At 65.1% G+C, this 19,880-nt stretch carries 13 protein-coding genes; 8 read left to right on the forward strand and 5 right to left on the reverse strand.

The genetic code is table 11. The features are described from left to right. Nucleotides 1-418: 418 nt before the first annotated feature. The 3 genes from ACIQ7H_RS14780 to ACIQ7H_RS14790 all read right to left on the reverse strand — a co-directional run bounded on the left by ACIQ7H_RS14780 (nucleotide 419) and on the right by ACIQ7H_RS14790 (nucleotide 3,478). On the reverse strand, nucleotides 419-1,042 hold the full coding sequence (locus ACIQ7H_RS14780) for a TetR/AcrR family transcriptional regulator (protein WP_395792815.1): 624 nt from the start codon (nucleotides 1,040-1,042) through the stop codon (nucleotides 419-421). 40 nt (nucleotides 1,043-1,082) lie between these two features. After that, on the reverse strand, nucleotides 1,083-1,340 hold the full coding sequence (locus ACIQ7H_RS14785; RefSeq protein ID WP_395792817.1) for an acyl-CoA-binding protein: 258 nt from the start codon (nucleotides 1,338-1,340) through the stop codon (nucleotides 1,083-1,085). Nucleotides 1,341-1,480: 140 nt separating this feature from the next. Further along, nucleotides 1,481-3,478: a PhoX family protein gene (locus ACIQ7H_RS14790; protein WP_395792819.1), complete on the reverse strand. Its 1,998-nt coding sequence runs from the start codon at nucleotides 3,476-3,478 to the stop codon at nucleotides 1,481-1,483. 226 nt (nucleotides 3,479-3,704) lie between these two features. Between ACIQ7H_RS14790 and ACIQ7H_RS14795 the strand changes: the two genes are divergently transcribed. Then, nucleotides 3,705-5,690, forward strand: a complete 1,986-nt coding sequence (locus ACIQ7H_RS14795) for an SDR family oxidoreductase (RefSeq protein ID WP_395792821.1) — start codon at nucleotides 3,705-3,707, stop codon at nucleotides 5,688-5,690. 203 nt (nucleotides 5,691-5,893) lie between these two features. Here the strand turns inward: ACIQ7H_RS14795 and ACIQ7H_RS14800 are convergent, their stop codons facing one another. Further along, a complete protein-coding gene (locus ACIQ7H_RS14800; protein WP_395792823.1) occupies nucleotides 5,894-6,244 on the reverse strand; it encodes a c-type cytochrome in 351 nt (116 codons plus the stop codon). Beyond that, the gene (locus ACIQ7H_RS14805) at nucleotides 6,241-6,573 is read right to left on the reverse strand and encodes a c-type cytochrome (RefSeq protein ID WP_395792825.1); all 333 of its coding nucleotides are present in this window, start codon (nucleotides 6,571-6,573) and stop codon (nucleotides 6,241-6,243) included. Before ACIQ7H_RS14805 ends, ACIQ7H_RS14800 begins: the two co-directional genes overlap by 4 nt. Before the next feature lie 355 nt (nucleotides 6,574-6,928). On the opposite strand from ACIQ7H_RS14805, the gene ACIQ7H_RS14810 reads away from it, so the two are divergent. From ACIQ7H_RS14810 to guaB, 7 genes are all read left to right on the forward strand, one after another. After that, on the forward strand, nucleotides 6,929-8,092 hold the full coding sequence (locus ACIQ7H_RS14810; protein WP_395792827.1) for an efflux RND transporter periplasmic adaptor subunit: 1,164 nt from the start codon (nucleotides 6,929-6,931) through the stop codon (nucleotides 8,090-8,092). A gap of 15 nt (nucleotides 8,093-8,107) precedes the next feature. Further along, nucleotides 8,108-11,371 carry an efflux RND transporter permease subunit gene (locus ACIQ7H_RS14815; protein ID WP_395792829.1) on the forward strand — a complete coding sequence of 1,088 codons (3,264 nt, stop codon included), beginning with the start codon at nucleotides 8,108-8,110 and terminating at the stop codon, nucleotides 11,369-11,371. Beyond that, nucleotides 11,368-14,436, forward strand: a complete 3,069-nt coding sequence (locus ACIQ7H_RS14820) for an efflux RND transporter permease subunit (RefSeq protein ID WP_395792831.1) — start codon at nucleotides 11,368-11,370, stop codon at nucleotides 14,434-14,436. Before ACIQ7H_RS14815 ends, ACIQ7H_RS14820 begins: the two co-directional genes overlap by 4 nt. Before the next feature lie 297 nt (nucleotides 14,437-14,733). Further along, nucleotides 14,734-15,816, forward strand: coding sequence for an iron-sulfur cluster carrier protein ApbC (gene apbC / locus ACIQ7H_RS14825; protein WP_395792833.1), 1,083 nt, complete (start codon nucleotides 14,734-14,736; stop codon nucleotides 15,814-15,816). Between the two features lie 251 nt (nucleotides 15,817-16,067). Next, nucleotides 16,068-17,642 carry a threonine ammonia-lyase, biosynthetic gene (gene ilvA, locus ACIQ7H_RS14830; protein WP_395792835.1) on the forward strand — a complete coding sequence of 525 codons (1,575 nt, stop codon included), beginning with the start codon at nucleotides 16,068-16,070 and terminating at the stop codon, nucleotides 17,640-17,642. Nucleotides 17,643-17,727: 85 nt separating this feature from the next. After that, nucleotides 17,728-18,030, forward strand: a complete 303-nt coding sequence (locus tag ACIQ7H_RS14835) for a hypothetical protein (RefSeq protein ID WP_395792837.1) — start codon at nucleotides 17,728-17,730, stop codon at nucleotides 18,028-18,030. Between the two features lie 211 nt (nucleotides 18,031-18,241). Next, on the forward strand, nucleotides 18,242-19,696 hold the full coding sequence (gene guaB, locus ACIQ7H_RS14840) for an IMP dehydrogenase (protein ID WP_395792839.1): 1,455 nt from the start codon (nucleotides 18,242-18,244) through the stop codon (nucleotides 19,694-19,696). Nucleotides 19,697-19,880 lie beyond the last annotated feature (184 nt).

Consider the following 19,880-nt stretch of genomic DNA (forward strand, 5'->3'; position numbering starts at 1 on the left):
CGGCGGAAGATGTTTCTGGCGGGCGAACCCGCAACGGCTTTGGCATGGGAGTCTCCGAACAAAGCCGCCCTAGAATGAGAGATAACGTGCTGCGTCACTGTCTCGTGGAGTGTAGGCGCGTAGGGCATCGAAACCGCAGCCGAGCCGGTCTACGCCAGTGTCGAAGGCGTGCTGGCGCGCTTCGGCAAGGCCAAGCGCGCGCCGGCCAAGCGCAGCGCTTCGCGCCGCGCCGGTGCCAAGCCGGTGGCACGCAAGGCCGCCCGCCGCGGCTGATGCGACGACGCCATTGCTGAATACACAAAGGCCCGCATATGCGGGCCTTTGTGTTTCGGTCTGGAGCAATTCCGGATCGCACTGTGGGACCCGGTTTGCGTTCGTAAGCGCGGCGCAGATTGTTCTGCCAAGCCCGCGATTCTTCTCAGCGATAGGCCTGCAGCAGGTGATGCAGATGCACCCGCTCGGCATCGCGCAGGAATGGTGCGATCAGCATCAGGACCTGATGGATGCCGCGATTGATGCTCTCGCGTTCGTCCTGCTCGCCGCGCACCGCGCTGAAGTTCAGCCAGAATGTGGCGACCAGCAGGATGTTGGTGGCGGTGGCGTCGATCTCATCGGCGCTGGCGCGCATCACCTCCGCCCTTACCAACCCGCGCATGATGCGTGTGGCGTTCTCGGATGCGCGTTTGAGAATGCGCGAAAAATGCATCCGCAGCTTGCGGTTGCGGCCGCTGATGTCGACCAGATCGCGATAGATGAAGCGGTAGTTCCAGATGCTCTCGAAGATCGCGTGCAGCTGCAGCCAGATGTCTTCGAGCGTGGGCTGACGATCATCGGGCGCCGCCAGCGCGCTGTCCATGCGCACTTCGTAGCGCGCGAACAGCTGCTCGATGATGTCGTCCTTGTTGCGGAAGTGGTAGTACAGATTGCCCGGGCTGATCTCCAGCTCGTCGGCGATGTGGTTGGTGCTGACATTGGGTTCGCCGCGAGCGTTGAACAGCGTCAGGCTTGCCTCGAGAATGCGTTCGCGAGTGTCAGTTGCCATAGCGCAGCCGCTGCGGGCGTGAAGGGACAGTCACTTCAGTTCAGCCGGTGAGCTTTTTGACCAGGGCGATGTACTTCTCTTTGGCCTGATCGGAGTTCAGACCGGCGAGCTTGGCCCAGGCTTCGTACTTGGCGGTGCCGACGAAGTCGAAGAAGCCCGGCTTGGGGCCGCTGACGTCGCCATCCGCGCCCTGCTTGTACAGGGCATACAGCTGCAGCAACGTGTCGTTATCGGGGCGCTCGCTGAGCGCCTTAACTGCAAGCGTTGCGGCTTCGAATCGACTGTTCAGATCGGTCATTGGGGTCCCCTGTGTATGCGCCGTCGCGGGGCGGCGCTGTGGCCGCGTTTGATAGCACGGGGGCAGGGGAGGGTCAACGGAATCCGCTGCGCCGGCCAACAATCCACAAAGATCGATGGCCGGCGCTACGGGCGCCGCTATCAGGTGCCGATGATGCCGCCGTCGTCCTTGGTGACTACGACAGTCGCGGAACGCGGGCGCGCGCCGTTGCCATCGGGCCACGAACCGGAGCCGCCTTCCCCGGGATGCTGGATGTTGACGAACATGGTACGCAGGTCGGGCGTGCAGACTACACCGGTCACTTCGCAGCCCACCGGGCCGACGAAGAACCGACGGATGTCGCCGCTGACGGTGTCGACCGCCAGCATCTGGTTGTTGCCGAAGGGGCCGGAGTTGAGCTGGCTGCCGCTCATGTCGGTCTGGATCCAAAGCAGGCCAGCGTCATCAAACCAGAGGCCGTCGGGGCTGGCGTGGATCGAGTCTGCAGTGAGCTTGGCGGTGGCACCGGCGGCCGGGTTTGCGCTGTCGGTTTCGGTGCCGCTGAGCATGAAAATGTCCCAGCTGAAGCGGGTGGAGGCGTGGTTACCATCGGCCTCGCGCCAGCGCACGATGTGGCCGAAGGGATTGGGGCCACGCGGGTTCGAAGGTACTGCCTGGGCGGCGGTGCGCGCACTGTTGTTGGTCAGGGCGAAGTACACGTCGCCGTTGTTCGGATGGATTGCGCCCCATTCCGGGCGGTCCATCTTGGTTGCGCCCGCCACGTCAGCTGCGAGCCGGGTGTTCACCAGCACATCGGCCTGACTGCTGAAGCTCACGCCAGCAGCAGCGGCCTTGGCCATGAAGTCGGCGTTGCTGAAGTCCAGCGGCAACCATTCGCCGCTGCCATCGGCATTGAACTTGGCGACGTAGAGCGTGCCGCGGTCCAGTGCATTCGGCGCGATGGTCAAGGGTGCCGAGAGGTAGACGTCACGGGTCACGAACTTGTAGATGTACTCGTTCTGCGAGTCATCGCCGGAATAGAACACCATCTGGCGCCCGAACCGCACCGGCGCGAACACGCAGCCTTCGTGCGCAAAGCGACCCATGGCGGTGCGCTTGATCGGCATCGCGTCCGGATTTCTCGGATCCACTTCCAGAATCCAGCCCTGGCCGTTGGTCTCGTTGCGGTAGTCGCCAGCGGCATTGGCGGCGGTGGCCGTGACGTCGAAGCGTTCCTCGACGGTTTCCCAGCGGTAGCGGCCGGCGCTGGTGGCAACGCCATAGCGACTCTGCTCACGCGGGCGCTCGCCGCGATTGACGAAGTAGCCCGCCCAGTTTTCTTCGCAGGTGAGGTAGGTGCCCCAAGGCGTATGGCCGTGCGCGCAGTTGTTGATGGTGCCGCGGGTGCGGGTGCCATCGGGGCTGAACTTGGTCACGGCAAAACTCGATCCGCGCACCGGGCCGCTGATCTCAACCGTGGTGTTGGCGGTGATGCGTCGGTTGTAGGGGGAGCCCTTGACGATCACCCATTCGCCGTTGGCCTGGCGGGTGGTTTCGAAAACGCTGACCCCATGCGCCGCGATTTCTTTGCGCACATCGTCCGCCAGCCGACGGCCATCGACCAGCGTTTGGCCATTGCGAGTCAAGGTGGCTTGCTCGATGTACTCGTGGTTCATCGCAATCAGGCCGCGGCTGTTGCGACCGTTGTAGTCGAGCGGGAAGAAGTGCATGCCATCGTGGTGCTGGCCGATCGACTTCTCCTGATCGGCGCCGGTGTTGCTGCCATCGGGCTTGTATGGCGCCGAGTCGGCGAACAGACCCTCACCCCAGGCGAAGGCCGGGCGCGCGGTGTAGCCGGGTGGCACCGTCACCGCGTCCAGTCGGTGCGTCGCCACGGCCCGGAAGGTCGGCCGACGCGGCAAGGGTAGCGGCAGCGATTTCTCGCCGTTCAGGTACTGCTGCAGCGGCTTTTCGCCCGCGGCCAGCGCCAGCGGCGGCACGAACAGGCTGCCCACTGCGGCCGCCAGGCCACCTCGCAGCACATCGCGACGGCTGCGGCTGGCCAGCACATCGGCGAAATGGGCATTGGGCGAGCGGTTACTGTCCTCGAAGTCGAAATCTTCGGGACCGTAGGCGACGGGGCTGGCGGGGTCATTCATAGCGGGCTCCATGGTGTTGGCAGGACGGCTGTCCCGGCCGCGGGAGCTTGGGCTGCTTGAGTGACACTTCCGGTACAACAGGATTTCGAACAGATGAACGGCAGATGACGGGTAGGCGGCGCGCGCGGAGGGCGCTATCGTGGGCACGCATCGCTCGAACGCTGTTCAAGAACACAAGGAACCGCCCGCACGCACGGTCGGCCCAACGCCCGCAGGAGGGAAACCCATGAGCTATTTCGTCACCGGCGCCACCGGTTTTATCGGTCGCCATCTCGTCAGCAACCTCTTGAAACGCAAGGGCACGGTGTATGTGCTGGTGCGCAAGAGCTCGCAGGCCAAGCTGAAGGATCTGATCGAGCAGATGGGCTGGGACGCCGCGCGCGTGCAGGCGGTGCTGGGCGATCTGGGCAAGCCGAAGCTGGGTGTCTCACCGGCGCAGCAGAAGGCATTGGCCGGCAAGGTCAAGCATGTTTACCACCTTGCTGCGGTGTACGACCTCTCGGCCAGCGCCGAATCGCAGATCGGGCCCAACGTGGAAGGCACCCGCAACGCGGTCGAGTTCGCCGAAGCGGTGGGCGCCAAACTGTTCCACCACACCAGTTCGATCGCGGTGGCGGGGCTCTATAGCGGGGTTTTCCGCGAGGACATGTTCGCCGAGGCCGAGAATCTCGATCATCCCTACTTCCGCACCAAGCACGACGCCGAGAAGATCGTTCGCGAGTCCTGCCGCATTCCTTACCGCATCTATCGGCCGGCGATGGTGATCGGCCATTCCAGAACCGGCGAAATCGACAAGATCGATGGCCCGTACTACTTCTTCACTCTGATCAAGAAGCTGCGCAGCCTTCTGCCGCCGTGGGTGCCCACCGTCGGGATCGAAGGCGGCCGGATCAATATGGTGCCGGTGGACTACGTTGCCGACGCGATGGACCACATCGGCCACAAGCCGGGATTGGACGGTGGCTGCTTCCATCTCACCGACCCCGCACCGCGCCGTATTGGCGAAGTGTTGAACCTGTTCGCACGCGCTGGCCACGCGCCGCAGATGAGCATGCGCATCGACGCACGGATGTTCGGTTTCATTCCAGCGCCGATCCGGATGGCGCTGGGCAATCTGGCGCCGGTGAAGCGCTTTACCGGCATGGTGCTGAAGGACCTCGGCATCCCGTCGTCGGTGCTGGGGATGATCAACTACCCGACCCGCTTCGACTGTCGCGAGACCGAGCGCGCGCTGAAAGGCTCCGGTATCCGCGTGCCCGAGCTCGACAGCTATGCCTGGCGCCTGTGGGACTACTGGGAGCGCCACCTCGACCCTGAATTGTTCGTCGATCGCTCGCTGCGTGGTCGCGTACAAGACAAGGTGGTGTTGATCACCGGTGCATCCTCAGGCATTGGCCTTGCGGCTGCGCAGAAGGTGGCAGCGGCGGGTGCCACCACGATCATCGTGGCGCGCGGCGAGGAGGAGTTGTTCAAGACCCGCGATGCTATCAGGGCTGCCGGCGGCAACTGCCACGCCTATACCGCCGACCTCGCCGAGCTCAGTTCCTGCGACGAACTGCTGCGACAAGTCTTGGCGGACCACGGTCGCATCGACATCCTGGTGAACAATGCCGGCCGCTCGATCCGCCGCTCGATCGCGCTCTCCTACGATCGCTTCCATGATTTCGAGCGGACCATGCAGCTCAACTATTTCGGTTCGCTGCGCCTGATCATGGGCGTGTTGCCGGGAATGACCGAGCGCAAGCGCGGCCAGATCATCAACATCAGCTCGATCGGCGTGCTGGCGAACTCGCCGCGGTTCTCGGCCTATGTCGCCTCGAAAGCGGCGCTGGATGCGTTCAGCCGCTGCGCGCAGGGCGAGTTCTCCGGGCACAACATCGCCTTCACCACGATCAACATGCCGCTGGTGCGGACGCCGATGATCGCGCCGACCAAGATGTACGACTCGGTGCCGACGATCTCGCCGGACGAGGCTGCCGATCTGATCGTGCAGGCGATCATCGAACGGCCCGCACGCATCGCCACGCGCCTCGGCATCTTCTCGGCGGTGTTGAATGCAATCGCGCCGAAGGCCTACGAGGTGGTGATGAACACCGCCTTCCAGCTGTTCCCCGACTCGGCCGCAGCGCAGGGCCAGAAGGGCGCAGAAGCACAGCAGGCATCGTCGGAGCAGATCGCCTTCGCCGCCTTGATGCGTGGCGTGCACTGGTAGTTGCGCGATCCGCTGCAGGCGAAGCCGTCCGCAGCGGGTCGAAGGACTCGTGAGGGCGGGGCGAGCGGCTGTTCCATCTCGCCCGGGTCCGCGTGGCTCGGTGGTTGCCCCGGCACTGTGTCGAACGCACATGTTGTGCGTAGGAGCAAAAAACCCCGCGCAAGGCGCGGGGTTCCTGTTTGTCGCAGCGGCTGCGCAGCGGGCTACTTCAGGTGGCGCAGATCCGACAGCGGGCCCTGCTGGGCGGCGAAGTAGGCGGCCAGATCGGCCATGTCCTGGGTTTCGAGCGTCGCCACAAATCCGGTCATGATCGCGTTGTTGCGCTCGCCTGATTTGTAGGCCTGCAGCGCGCGCAGCAGGTAGTCCTCGTACTGGCCGGCCAGGTTTGGATACTGGCCGTCGCCAATGCCATTGCCATCGACGCCGTGGCAGGCCTGACAGACCTTGGCCTTCTCGCGGCCGGCCTCGACATTGCCGCGTGCGGCCACAGGGGTGGTGATCGCCATGCACAGCAGTCCGGACAAGGCTGCAGAAATCAGAGTCTTCGGGCTCACTGGGCGGCCTCCTTGTTGAGGCTGGAAAGGTAGGCGGCGATGTGGCTCAGATCTTCCTGGCTGTAACCCTCGGCCTGGGCGCGCATGGTCGGGTGCGGACGCTCGCCCTTCTGGTAGGCAGTCAACGCCGCCATCAGGTATTCGTAATTCTGGCCGGCGATCTTCGGCACATGGTAATGCGGGTAGACGTTCTTGTAGCCGGGCACACCGTGGCAGCCCGTGCAGGTGTAGGCGAGAACCTTGCCGGTTTCGGGGTCGCCTTGGGCAAGAGCGGGCAGAGTGGCCGTCGCCAGGGCGAGGCTCGCGACGATTCGCAGGGTCGGCTTCATCGATGGATTCCAGCGTCGGGGCAGGTCGGGGTGCGCTCGTTCGAGCCGGGTCTGATCCCGGATTCACGACGCATTAGAAGGGGCGGGAGTATAGCGTCTGCCGCATCTGCCGAACCAGCCTGCACGCCCCGCGTGCAGGGATTGCGATAGCCCTGCCGTTGGTCAGGGTGCCAAGGTGCAGACGATTTCGCCGCTGCCTTCGAGCACAGTTCGTGCATCTGGCGTCCGGCAATGTCCGCGGCTCTCGTCACGCTTGTCTGCACAGGGCGTCATCGCTGTGCGGCACGGTGCTTGACATCGGTGGTGTTGTAGATAAGTATAACACCACAATCCCCCCTCTCCCCCGAGAACGCCCATGCGAACACGCGCAGCCAAACCCATCGTCCGCTTGATCCTGGGGGCCGCTCTGGTGGCCGTTCTGGCCGTTTCTACGGGGTGCGGTGGCCAGTCCGAGGCCGATAACGATTCCGCGGCCGGGAGTGCAGAACCCGAAGACGAGAAAAAGCGCGAGGAGCAGGCGGTCGCCGTGGAGACTGCCCTCGCGTCGCGCCACAGCGTCAGCGCGAGCTACAGCGGTACGGCTCCCCTGGAAGCCCCAATTGAAGCCCAGGTGGTGTCCAAGACCTCGGGCGTGCTGCTTCGGCTGCTGACTGAAGAAGGCCAGTTCGTGAAGGCGGGTCAGGTACTGGCGCGGATCGATCCCGAGCGTCCGCGGCTTGAGCTTCAGCGCAACCAGGCCATGCTGCGCAAGCTTGAGGCGGAGTTCAATCGCGCCGAAGAGTTGTTCGAACGCAAGCTGCTGGCCGCCGAATCGCACGAGCGACTGCGCTATGACCTCGACACCCAGCGCGCCGCCTTCGAGATGGCCAAACTGGAGCTGTCCTACACCGACATCGTGGCGCCCTTCGACGGCGTGGTCGCCCAGCGCATGGTCAAGGAAGGCAACCTCATCCAGATCAATCAGGCCATGTTCCGCGTCGTCGACACCTCGCGCCTTGAGGCCGTGCTCAACGTGCCCGAGCGCGAACTGGCCACGCTCAAGGCCGGCCAGCAAGTGATGCTGCGGGTCGACGCGGCGCCGGGCGTGGTGTTCGATGGCAGCATCGATCGGGTCAGCCCGGTGGTGGATGCCGCCAGCGGCACGTTCCGCGTGGTAACCGCGTTCTCCGACCCCACCGGCGCGTTGAAGCCGGGAATGTTCGGCCGCGTCGAAGTGGTCTACGACGAGCGCCAGCAGGCGCTGACCGTGCCGCGCGAGGCCCTGATCGAAGGCGAGGGACTGCCGGCGGTGTTCCTGGTCCGCGACAGCCGCGCCGTACGCACCACCATCGAGCTGGGTCATTTGAGCGGTGAGCTGGCAGAAGTGCGCGGTGGCCTGGCCGAGGGCGACCGCGTTGTCACCACCGGCAAGGTCACCTTGCGCGATGGCGCTCTGCTGCAGGTGCTCGGCCTGCCGGAAAGCAAGATCGAGCCCGAGGCCATTGCCCAAGGCAAGCCCGCCACCGGCACCGCCGGCTGATTCCGGAACGCACTCATGAACATCGCCGAGATCGCAACCCGCCGTCGTGTGACGGTGGGAATGGTGACGCTTACCTTTCTGCTGTTCGGATTCATCGGCCTGCGCGACCTCAAGGTCAACCTGCTGCCGGATCTGTCCTATCCCACCTTGACGGTGCGCACCGAATACACGGGCGCTGCGCCTTCCGAGGTCGAGAATCTGATCACGGAGCCGGTTGAAGAAGGCGTCGGCGTGGTCAAGAACCTGCGCCGGCTGCGCTCGGTTTCTCGCACCGGCCAGAGCGATGTGATCCTCGAGTTCGCCTGGGGCACGGACATGGACCGTGCTGGCATCGAGGTGCGCGACAAGCTCGAACTGCTGCGCCTGCCGCTGGAGGCCGAACAGCCGGTGCTGCTGCGCTTTGATCCGTCGACCGAGCCGGTGATGCGGCTGGGTCTGGTCGGCAGCTCGGACGACGAGGGTTTCGATATCGTCCAGCTGAAGGACCTCCGCCGCTACGCCGATGAAACCCTGAAAAAGCGTCTGGAGCCGGTTGACGGAGTTGCAGCCGTCAAGGTGTCGGGCGGCTTGGAAGATGAAGTGCAGGTGCTGCTCGACCCGCAGAAGCTGGCGCGGCTGAACCTGTCTGCGGCGCGAGTGATCGATCGCCTGAAGCAGGAGAACATCAATATCTCCGGCGGCGCGATCGACGAGGGCAGCCAGCGCTACCTCGTGCGCACGGTCAACCAGTTCGCCAGCGTCGACGAGATGCAGGAGCTGCTGGTTGCCGTGGACCAGGGCACGCCGGTACGTCTGCGCGACATCGCCAGCGTGTCGGCCGGCTACAAGGAGCGCGAGGCAATCATCCGGATGGATGGCCGTGAGGCGATCGAGCTCGCGGTCTACAAGGAGGGTGATGCCAACACGGTTGCAGCCGCCGAAGGTGTGCGGCTGCAGTTGGAACGCCTCAAGGAAAACCTGCCGCCCGACACAAAGCTGATCACGGTGGACGACCAGTCGGTGTTCATCCAGGAGTCGCTGGACGAGGTCAAAAGCGCTGCCCTGCTGGGCGGCCTGCTGTCGATCCTGATCATCTTTTTCTTTCTGCGCGATGGCTGGAGCACCTTCGTCATTGCGGTGTCGTTGCCGGTGTCGATCATCGCCACGTTCTTCTTCATGGGCCAGGTCGGTCTGAGCCTGAACGTCATGTCCCTGGGCGGTCTGGCACTCGCCACCGGCATGGTGGTGGATGACTCGATCGTGGTGCTGGAATCGATCGCCAAGGCGCGTGAGCGCGGGCTGGGGATCATTGAGGCAGCGATTGTGGGCGCCACCGAAGTGCGTCTGGCGGTGGTTGCATCCACCTTGACCACGGTCGCGGTGTTCTTCCCGCTGGTATTCGTTGAAGGTGTCGCCGGCCAGCTGTTCGGCGATCAGGCGCTGACGGTCAGCATCGCTATCATCATCTCGACCTTTGTCGCGATGGCGCTGGTGCCGATGCTCGCCTCGCTCAAGGCGCGGCCGCCGCTGTCCTACCCGGAGGACCAGCAGGAGATCGATGTCACCGGTTCGCGCTTCGCACGCGCCCGCTTGTCCATGCAGCGTGGCGTTCTGGGCATGGCGTGGCGTGCTTCTGGCTGGATCGGGCGCGTGCTGGGTGCGATCGGATTGGTCGTGATGAAGCCTTACGATTGGCTGGCGGCCTACTACGATCGCATCCTGCCGCGCGCACTGCAGCGGCCGTGGCTGGTGTTGGGCTCGGCGACCGTCGCCTTCGTGCTGACCATGTCGCTGGTGCCGAGCCTCGGCCTGGATCTGATTCCGCAGCTGGCGCAAGGTCGCTTCGAGATGACAGTCAAGATGCCGCCAGGCACGCCGCTCGCCGAAAGCGACGCGCTGGTGCGTGAGATCCAGCGCCGCCACACGGATGACGCGCAGATCCGCACCATTCATGGGGTCAGCGGCAGCGGCACGCGCCTGGATGCCAACCCGACCGAGTCGGGCGAGAACATCGGCAAGCTGTTGATCGTGATGGCGGATGGCGCACCCTCGGGCACCGAGGCCGCGATCACCGAGCGTCTGCGCGAGACCATGCAGGCGTATCCGAAGGCGGAAGTGAAGTTTTCGCGACCTCAGCTGTTCTCGTTTGCGACCCCGCTTGAGATCGAGATCCGCGGCTACGACCTGGAGCAACTGAAGGTTGCTGGGAAGGAACTGGCTCGCCGACTCGAAGCCGATGATCGCTACGCCGATGTGAAGTCGACGGTGGAACAGGGCTTCCCCGAGATCCAGGTGTTGTTCGATGCCGAGCGCGCTGCGGCGCTCAATCTGACCACGCGACAGATCGCCGATCAGGTGGTGCGTCAGGTGCGCGGTGAAGTGGCCACGCGCTACAGCTTCCGCAATCGGAAAATCGACGTGCTGGTGCGTGCAGAGGAATCGGCGCGTGCGTCGGCCGCCGATATTGGCCAGCTGATCGTCAACCCCGAGAGCGACCGTCCGGTCCGCCTGTCGGCCGTGGCTGAGGTGATCTCCACCGAAGGCCCCAGCGAGATCCATCGCGTCGATCAGGAGCGTGTGGCGGTGGTATCGGCCAACCTCCGCTATGGCGACCTTGGCACTGCCGTGGCGGTGATCGAACGCATGCTGGCGGAAGCCCCGCTGGGTGCGGGCGTCGCGGTGAACATCGGAGGCCAGAACGAGGAGCTGCAGGCTTCGGTGAACTCGCTGGTGTTCGCCCTTGTGCTGGCGATCTTCATGGTCTACCTGGTGATGGCCTCGCAGTTTGAATCGCTGCTGCATCCCTTCGTCATCATGTTCACGATTCCGTTGGCGGCGGTCGGCGCGATCCTGGCGCTCAAAATCGTCGGTGGTGGACTGTCGGTGGTCGTGTTCATCGGCTTGATCCTGCTCGCCGGCATCGTGGTGAAAAACGCGATCGTGCTCATTGATCGGGTGAACCAACTGCGCGAAGCCGGGCTTGGCAAAGTGGAGGCGCTGTGCGGCGGCGCGACTGAGCGCTTGCGGCCGATCGTCATGACCACCTTGACCACGCTGTTCGGCTTCCTGCCGCTCGCGCTCAGCGGGGGCGAGGGCGCCGAGATCCGCGCGCCGATGGCGATCACCGTGATCGGTGGCCTGCTGGTCTCGACCGTATTGACGCTGCTGGTGATTCCGGTGGTCTACAACCTGCTGGACCGCAAGCCGGATGCGTTCTACTTCGAGCGTGGTGAGCGCAATCGCGCCGCGGCGGAAGCCGAGCGTCTGGCCCGCCTCGCGTTGGCGGAGGCTGGCGCATGAGCCTCGCCCGGATCAGCCTGCAGCGGCCGGTCACGGCCACGATGTTCTTCGTGTCGATGCTGCTGATCGGCCTGATCGCGGCCTTTCGGCTGCCGCTCGAGTTCCTGCCGGAGGTCGAGGCGCCGTTTCTCTACGTCGACTTGCCCTATCCCGGATCCAGCCCGGCCGAGATCGAGGAAACCATCGCCCGCCCCGCCGAGGAGGCCCTGGCCACCTTGCCAGGCATCAAACGGATGTTCTCGCAGTCGCGGCCCGAAGGCGCGGGCGTGTTCATGGAGTTCCAGTGGGACCGCGACATCCAGCTGGTGGCGGCCGAGGCGCGCGAGCGCCTGGATGCGATCCGCGATGAGTTTCCGAGCGACTTTCAGCGCTACCTGGTGCTGAAATTCGGCAGCGCCGATGACCCTGTTCTGCGGATTCGCATTTCCAGCGAACTCGATCTCGCCGGCGAATACGACCTGCTCGAGCGTGAGGTGAAGCGAAGGATCGAGCGCGTGCCGGGCGTGGCGCGGGTCGACCTGTCGGGTATCGCCGCGCCCGAAGTGGAGATCGAGCTGCTCAATGATCGCGTGACGGCGCACAACGTGGACCTCGCCGCGCTTGCGCAGCGACTGAACGCGTCGAATTTTTCGGTCTCGGCCGGGCAGATCACCGAGGGCGACCGTCGGCTGCGGGTGCAGCCGGTGGGCGAGCTGCGCTCGATCGAGGAACTGCGCAATCTGCCCGTCAATGCCAGCGGCCTGCGGCTGTCCGACATCGCGCGCGTCAGCCTCGCGCCGGGGCGACTGGACTACGGCCGGCGCCTGGACGGCCGTCCGGCGGTGGGCATCGATGTGATGAAGGAGCGCTCGGCCAATCTGGTTGAGGTCTCGCGGGGTGTGCTGGCTGAAGTGGAGAAGATCACCAAGCTTCCCGCGTTCGACGACATCCAGCTGTTCGTGATGCATGACCAGGCCGAGGGCGTCACGAGCTCGCTCGCCGAGCTTGCCGAGGCCGGTCTGCTCGGCACGGTGCTATCGGTGCTGATCCTCTATGCGTTCCTGCGGCATTGGCCGTCGACCCTGATGGTGTCGCTGGCGATTCCGATCTGCTTCGTGATGTCGCTGGGCTGCATGTACTTCCTCGGCATGAGCCTGAACATTCTGTCCATGATGGGCCTGCTGCTGGGCGTCGGCATGCTGGTCGACAATGCCGTGGTCGTGGTCGAGAGCATTTATCAGAAGCGCGAGAAATACCCCGACAGTCCATTTCGCTGCGCCATCGAGGGCACGCGCGAGGTGCAGATCGCGATCACCGCGGGCACCCTGACCAGCATCATCGTGTTCCTGCCTAACATTTTCGGCGAGAAGACCTTCGTCTCGATCTACCTGTCGCAGGTGGCCTTCACTATCACCATCTCGCTGCTGTGTTCGTGGCTGGTGGCGGTCAGCCTGATACCGATGATCAGCGCACGTATTCGCGCGCCAGCGCACCTGTTGGATGCGCACAAGAGCGCCACGCGCCTGCAGGACCGCTACGCGCGACTGCTCGACTGGTCGCTGCGGCATCGCTGGAAGACCCTGGGCGCGATTGCGCTGCTGATTGCGGTCAGCGTGATTCCGATGCGCGGGGTGGAGTTCGACATGTTCGCCGAGGGCGAAACCCGCGAGGTCGAGCTCAACGTGCGCTGGAACGGCAGCTACCGGCTGGAGGAGCAATCCAAGGCCGTGGCGCAGATCGAGGCCTACCTCGAAGCCAATCGAGAGGAACTGGAGATCACCCAGATCTACTCCTGGTTCAGCGAGCGCGGTTGGGGCGGCACCCGAATCACCTTCACCGAAGAAGGGGAGATGACGCCGACGCCCGAACTGATGAAGCGGATCACCGAGAACATGCCGAAGATCGCACTCGGCGAAGTCGCGTTTCGCGATGGTGGTGGCATGGGGCCGGGCGGGGCGGATGGGCTCGAGGTGTCCTTGATCGGCGATTCATCGCTAACGCTTGAGGAACTGTCGAACTCGGTGGTGCCGGTGCTGTTGCGGCTGGATTCAACGGCCGATGCGTACGCCGACCTGGGCTCGAAGTCGCGCGAGATCCAGGTTCGGGTCGACCGCCAGCGCGCGCTGCAGTACGGCTTCTCGGCCCAGCAGGTGGCGCAGTACATCGGCATCGCGCTGCGCGGTACGCCCTTGCGCGAGTTCCGTGCGAGCAGCACCGAAGTGCCGGTGTGGATGCGTTTCCAGGAATCCGACAGCGCCAGCGTCGATGACTTGCGCGACTTCAAGCTCAACAGCCCGCTGGGCGGCCAGGTGCCGCTGATGTCGATGGTCGATGTGCAGGTGGTGGCCAGCCCCAGCACCATCACCCGGCAGAGCCGACAAACCGCTTTGCCGATCAAGATCGTGCTGGCGGATGGGGTCACCAAGGACACCGCGCGCGAGCAGATCGAGGCGGTGATGGACGAGTTCCAGCTGCCGGCAGGCTATCGCTGGAGCTTCGGCACCAGCTTCGAGCAGGATGACGAAGCCGGCGCGCAGATGCTGTTCAACACCGCGATCGCACTGGTCATGGTCTATATCGTGATGGCGGCCGTGTTCGAGTCGGTCACCTTCCCGGCGGTGATCATCACCACCGTGTTCTTCTCGGCGCTGGGCGTGTTCTGGCTGTTCTGGCTGACCGGCACGACGTTTTCGATCATGGCGGCGATCGGGATTCTGATTCTTATGGGTGTGGTGGTGAACAACGGCATCGTGATGGTGGAGCACATCAATACGCTGCGCCGCCAGGGTGAGGATCGTCATACCGCCCTGGTGCACGGATGCCGCGACCGCCTGCGGCCGATTCTGATGACCATGGGCACCACCATTCTGGGCATGCTGCCGCTGTGCATCGCGGGCGCGGCGATGGGCGGCGATGGCCCGCCCTACTACCCGATGGCGCGTGCGATCGTCGGCGGCCTCGCATTCTCCACCTTGATCTCGCTGCTCGCCCTGCCGACGTTCTATGCGATCGTCGATGAAGCGCGACTGCGCGGCCGCGCCCGCTGGCGGCTGGCTTGGCAGCGGGTGCAGGCGCGGCACGCCTGAGCCCGGCAGAACCTCCGCGACCCGCCTTCGATGGCGGTCGCGGAGTCGCCACTGATGTCGCCAGATGCTTTCCGGTGGCTGCTGGCGCAATTCCTCATCGACTGGTGCGGAAGGGGAGCGGTGCACGCGTTGTCGCTAGTCCAGCGCGGCCGGGTCTGGGGAGGCGAATGCGTTTGGCATAGCTGCGTGAGGCGAAGCGTGCGCGGGGCCCTACAATAAGCGGCTTCGCGCCCGATTGATGTGCCGCCAGCTGCGGCAGGCGCGAGCCCTGTTCCCCAATGTGAGCACTCCATTCCCATGTCCCTGACCCAGGATGCCGTCCGGCAGATTCTGTCCGGCCTGATCGATGACAACACCGGGCACACCTTGGCAGACGCCGTGCGCTCGATCGGTATCGATGCCGATCGTGTGCTGGTCGAACTGCAGCTGTCGTATCCCGCCGCCGGTCTGCATGCCAGCCTCGCCGAACGCGTGCGGGTGGCGCTGCAGGCCGACCCGCGGATCGCGCGAGCGACCGTGGATGTCAGCTCACGTGTCCTTGCGCACCAGGTGCGCAAGGAGCTGAGCCCGCTGCCGAACGTGCGCAACATCATCGCTGTGGCCTCGGGCAAGGGCGGCGTCGGCAAGTCCACCACAGCCGTGAATCTGGCTCTGGCGCTGGCGGCCGAAGGCGCGCGCGTCGGCGTGCTGGATGCCGACATCTACGGCCCCAGCATCCCGCGCATGCTCGGCCTGTCCGGCCGGCCGGACAGCCCGGACGGCAAGACCATCGTTCCGAAGAAGAATCATGGGCTGCAGGCGATGTCGATCGGTTTTCTGATCGAGGAAGACACGCCGATGATCTGGCGCGGGCCGATGGTCACCCAGGCCCTGCAGCAGCTGTTGAACGACACAGCCTGGGAAGACCTCGACTACCTGGTGATCGACCTGCCGCCCGGCACTGGCGATATCCAGCTGACCCTGTGCCAGCGCGTTCCAGTGTCGGCAGCGGTCATCGTCACCACCCCGCAGGACATCGCCCTGCTGGATGCGAAGAAAGCCCTGCGCATGTTCCAGAAGGTCGAGGTGCCGGTGCTCGGCATCATCGAGAACATGGCGATCCACGTCTGCTCCAACTGCGGCCACGCCGAGCACGTCTTCGGCGAGGGCGGCGGACAGCGCATGGCCGAGCAATACGAAGTGCCGCTGCTGGGCGCGCTGGCGCTCGACATCCGGATTCGCGAGCAGGGCGATCTCGGGGCACCGGTGGTGATCGAATCCCCAGACTCCGACCTCGCCCTGCGCTACCGCGAGATCGCCCGCAAAACCGCCGGCCAGCTTTCGCTGCGCGCCCGCAACAAGGCATTCGGGTTTCCGAATATCGTTATTCAGAGTACTTGAAAGCCGGGATTTGGGATTCGGGATTCGGGATTGGCCGACGGTAGGCAAGGTTGCTCGATGGTGGCGCTGGTTCGGAGCTTGCCGATGCGGAACTCTCCAGTAGCATTCGTCCAATCCCGAATCCCCAATCCCGAATCCCACGCGGCCGCAGGCCGCGCATGTGCCGTTTCGTCAGCCGCTGGCGCCACCGCAGGGCAGGGCGCGCACCTCAGGCGTAGGATCCGGGTTCACTTTCTGCGTCGAGGTCACCCATGTCTGCCCAGCCGGTCCCCACGCCCAGACCCGAGGCGCTGCCTGCGCCCGCGCCGGCGCCGGACTATCTGCGGCGAATTTTGAACGCGCGGGTGTACGAGGTCGCGCGTGAGTCCGAACTCGATTTCGCGCCGCGACTGTCGGCACGCCTGGGCAACAACATCTGGCTGAAGCGCGAGGACAACCAGGCGGTGTTCTCGTTCAAGCTGCGTGGCGCCTACAACAAGATGGTGCATCTGTGCCCGCAGGAGCGCGCGCGCGGGGTGATGACGGCCTCGGCTGGCAACCATGCGCAAGGCCTGGCACTGGCGGCGCGCAGGCTGGGCTGCCGGGCGGTGATCGTGATGCCGGTGACCACGCCCGCGGTCAAGATCGAAGCGGTACGTCGGCACGGCGCTGACAACGTCGAGGTGGTGCTGGCCGGCGATTCCTACAGCGATGCAGCCGCGCACGCGCGCCAGCTGCAGGCGCAGCACGGCTACACCTATGTGCATCCCTTCGACGACCCCGATGTGATCGCCGGCCAGGGCACCGTGGCGATGGAGATCCTGCGCCAGCACACCGGCCCGCTGCACGCGATCTTTGTGCCGATCGGCGGCGGCGGCATGGCGGCGGGGGTGGCCGCCTACGTCAAGGCGCTGCGGCCGGAGGTCAAGGTGATCGGGGTGCAGACCGAGGATTCCGACGCGATGGCGCGCTCGCTGGAGGCCGGCCATATCGTCACCCTCGATGACGTCGGCCTGTTCTCGGACGGCACCGCGGTGAAGCGCGTTGGCGACGAAACCTTCCGCCTGTGCCAATTGCATCTGGACGAAGTGCTGCGGGTCGATACCGATGCGCTTTGCGCGGCGATCAAGGATGTGTTCGAGGAGACCCGCAGCCTGCTGGAGCCCGCCGGCGCCTTGCCGATCGCCGGCTTGAAGCAGTATGTCGCCCGCCACCGGCTGCGAGGTGAGGCGCTGATCGCGGTCGCCTCCGGCGCCAACCTCAACTTCGATCGCATGCGTTTTGTTGCCGAGCGCGCCGAGGTCGGCGAGCAGCGCGAGGCTCTGTTCGCGGTGACGATCCCCGAGGAGCGCGGCAGCTTCAGGCGCTTCGTCAACCTGCTCGGTGGGCGCGGCATCACTGAGTTCAACTACCGCATTGGCGACTCGGCAGCGGCACACATCTTCGTCGGCATCTCCACCCGTGATGCCGATGAGGCGGGCGAGCTCGCGCGCGCTTTCGCAGGCGAGGGCTTCCCGGCGCTCGACCTCACCCACGACGAACTTGCCAAGCTGCATCTGCGACACATGATCGGCGGGCGGTCGGCGCTGGCGCTCAATGAGCGTGTCTACCGCTTCGATTTTCCCGAACGCCCCGGCGCCTTGACGCGCTTTCTGTCGGCGATGGATCCGGCCTGGAACATCAGCCTGTTCCACTACCGCAACCAGGGCGCCGACAACGGTCGCATCCTGGTCGGGCTGCAGGTACCCGCAGCCGATCATCCGGCCTTCGAGCGCTTCCTGCAGGGACTCGGCTATCCGCACAGCAATGAGACCGACAACCCGGCCTACCGCCTGCTCTTGACCTGAATCCGTCAGCAGCGAGGTATTGCCCGCCGCCGGGTTTCGGCTAGGCTTCCGCCATGTACGGGGTCTTGGCCAGCAGGAGAGCGCAATGAGTAATCAGGGCAGCGTATGCGGCATGAACCCCAATACCGGCCGCGTGGTGATCAGGACCGGCGATGGCTACACCGTGCTGGATATCGAGCGTGGCATCGTCGGGCCGCGCGATGTGCTGACCGGGCGCATCACCGGCCCCGGCCGCGCCGTTCTGATCAACACCAGCCGGGAGTCCACTGAAGTCTGTGTGCGGGTCGAGATCATTGATGCAGCGCTGGACGTGGCCAGGGCCCTGCTGCACGAAGACATCGCCACCGACCCCGCGCGCGGCTGCGCGGAAGGCGTTGGGACCGCCTGAGCGCCGTCGCGACCCGGCGGGCCGAGCCGCTTGGCCTGCTGGGGCAGTCGGCGCGCTTTGGATGCGCACATTTGAGTCGGCGCGGTGCTTGGACCTCGTTGCGCTGCAGGTCCTGCGCTCGCCGGCTCCAATCGCCGGGGAGTTGCCAGTGCGAGTGTGAGCGGCCCGAACCGGCCTATAATGCCGCGCTTCCTACCGCCGGAGCCCATGCATGCGCATCCAGGTTGAAGCACTGACCTTTGACGATGTCTCCCTGATTCCCGCGCACTCCGCGGTGCTGCCGAAGGATGTGAGCCTGGGCACCCGCCTGACCCGCTCACTGCGCATCAACCTGCCGGTGGTTTCGGCGGCGATGGACACCGTCACCGAAGCGCGTCTGGCCATCGCCATGGCCCAGCTCGGCGGCATCGGCATCCTGCACAAGAACATGAGCGTGGGCGAGCAGGCCCGCCATGTGCAGCAGGTCAAGAACTTCGAAGCCGGCGTGATCCGCGAGCCCTTCACGGTGAGCCCGGACACCACCATCGGCGAAGTCATCAAGCTCACCCGCGCCCGCAACATCTCCGGCGTGCCGGTGGTCGACGGCAACCAGCTGGTCGGCATCGTCACCAGCCGCGACATGCGCTTCGAGAAACGCCTGGACGCGCCGGTGCGCGCGATCATGACCGCCAAGGACAAACTGGTCACGGTGGGCGAGGGCGCCAGTGATGACGAAGTGCTGGGCCTGATGCACCAGCACCGCATCGAGAAAGTTCTGGTGGTGGACGATCAGTTCGCGCTGCGCGGCCTGATCACCGTCAAGGACATCCAGAAGGCCCGCGACAACCCCAATGCCGCCAAGGATAGTGACGAGCAGCTGCTGATCGGCGCTGCGGTCGGCGTGGGCGGCGACACTGAAGCGCGCGTGGCGGCGCTGGTGCATTCCGGCGTCGACGTGATCGTGGTGGATACCGCACACGGCCATTCGCAGGGCGTGCTGGAGCGCGTCCGCTGGGTCAAGCGCAACTTCCCCAACCTGCAGGTGATCGGCGGCAACATCGTCACCGGTGACGCCGCGCTGGCCCTGCTTGATCACGGCGCCGACGCGGTGAAAGTTGGCGTCGGCCCGGGCTCGATCTGCACCACCCGTATCGTCGCTGGCGTCGGCGTGCCGCAGATCACCGCGATCGACATGGTCGCCACGGCGTTGAAGGATCAGATTCCGCTGATCGCCGACGGCGGCATCCGCTACTCCGGTGATATCGCCAAGGCGATTGCCGCCGGTGCGTCCACGGTGATGATCGGCGGCCTGTTCGCTGGCACCGAAGAGAGCCCCGGCGAGACCGAGCTGTTCCAGGGCCGCAGCTACAAGAGCTACCGCGGCATGGGCAGCCTCGGCGCGATGGAACAGGGCAGCAAGGACCGCTACTTCCAGGACGCCTCCGACGCCGACAAGCTCGTCCCAGAAGGCATCGAAGGCCGCGTGCCCTACCGCGGCTCGGTCCGCAACATCGTCCACCAGCTCGCCGGCGGTCTGCGCGCCTCGATGGGCTACGTCGGCTGCGCCAGCATCGAAGACATGCGCAGCAAGCCCAGCTTTGTCCGCGTCACCAATGCCGGCACCCGCGAAGCGCATGTGCACGATGTGCAGATCACCAAGGAGCCGCCGAATTACCGCGCAAGCTGACGCTTGCGCGGCGGGATTCGGGATTGGGGATTCGGGATTCGTTTCGACCACTCTCCCGGCCTGAGTTGCACCCGCCGCGTCACCGCTTCGAACTGAGTTTCGGCCGTGTCCTATGCGTTCACGGCGAGCGTAGCGCTCGCGACGCTCTTTGGCTCCTACGAATCCCCAATCCCGAATCCCGAAT

The sequence above is a fragment of the Aquimonas sp. genome, from assembly GCF_044377145.1.
Classification (GTDB): domain Bacteria; phylum Pseudomonadota; class Gammaproteobacteria; order Xanthomonadales; family Xanthomonadaceae; genus Aquimonas.

Excerpts from the sequence above, each read along its gene's own strand:
- ACIQ7H_RS14790 (WP_395792819.1), bottom strand. The coding sequence starts at position 3,478 with ATGAATGACCCCGCCAGCCCCGTCGCCTACGGTCCCGAAGATTTCGAC.
- ACIQ7H_RS14785 (WP_395792817.1), bottom strand. The coding sequence starts at position 1,340 with ATGACCGATCTGAACAGTCGATTCGAAGCCGCAACGCTTGCAGTTAAG.
- ACIQ7H_RS14795 (WP_395792821.1), top strand. The coding sequence starts at position 3,705 with ATGAGCTATTTCGTCACCGGCGCCACCGGTTTTATCGGTCGCCATCTC.
- ACIQ7H_RS14805 (WP_395792825.1), bottom strand. The coding sequence starts at position 6,573 with ATGAAGCCGACCCTGCGAATCGTCGCGAGCCTCGCCCTGGCGACGGCC.
- ACIQ7H_RS14835 (WP_395792837.1), top strand. The coding sequence starts at position 17,728 with ATGAGTAATCAGGGCAGCGTATGCGGCATGAACCCCAATACCGGCCGC.
- ACIQ7H_RS14815 (WP_395792829.1), top strand. The coding sequence starts at position 8,108 with ATGAACATCGCCGAGATCGCAACCCGCCGTCGTGTGACGGTGGGAATG.
- ACIQ7H_RS14820 (WP_395792831.1), top strand. The coding sequence starts at position 11,368 with ATGAGCCTCGCCCGGATCAGCCTGCAGCGGCCGGTCACGGCCACGATG.
- ACIQ7H_RS14810 (WP_395792827.1), top strand. The coding sequence starts at position 6,929 with ATGCGAACACGCGCAGCCAAACCCATCGTCCGCTTGATCCTGGGGGCC.
- apbC (WP_395792833.1), top strand. The coding sequence starts at position 14,734 with ATGTCCCTGACCCAGGATGCCGTCCGGCAGATTCTGTCCGGCCTGATC.
- guaB (WP_395792839.1), top strand. The coding sequence starts at position 18,242 with ATGCGCATCCAGGTTGAAGCACTGACCTTTGACGATGTCTCCCTGATT.
- ilvA (WP_395792835.1), top strand. The coding sequence starts at position 16,068 with ATGTCTGCCCAGCCGGTCCCCACGCCCAGACCCGAGGCGCTGCCTGCG.
- ACIQ7H_RS14780 (WP_395792815.1), bottom strand. The coding sequence starts at position 1,042 with ATGGCAACTGACACTCGCGAACGCATTCTCGAGGCAAGCCTGACGCTG.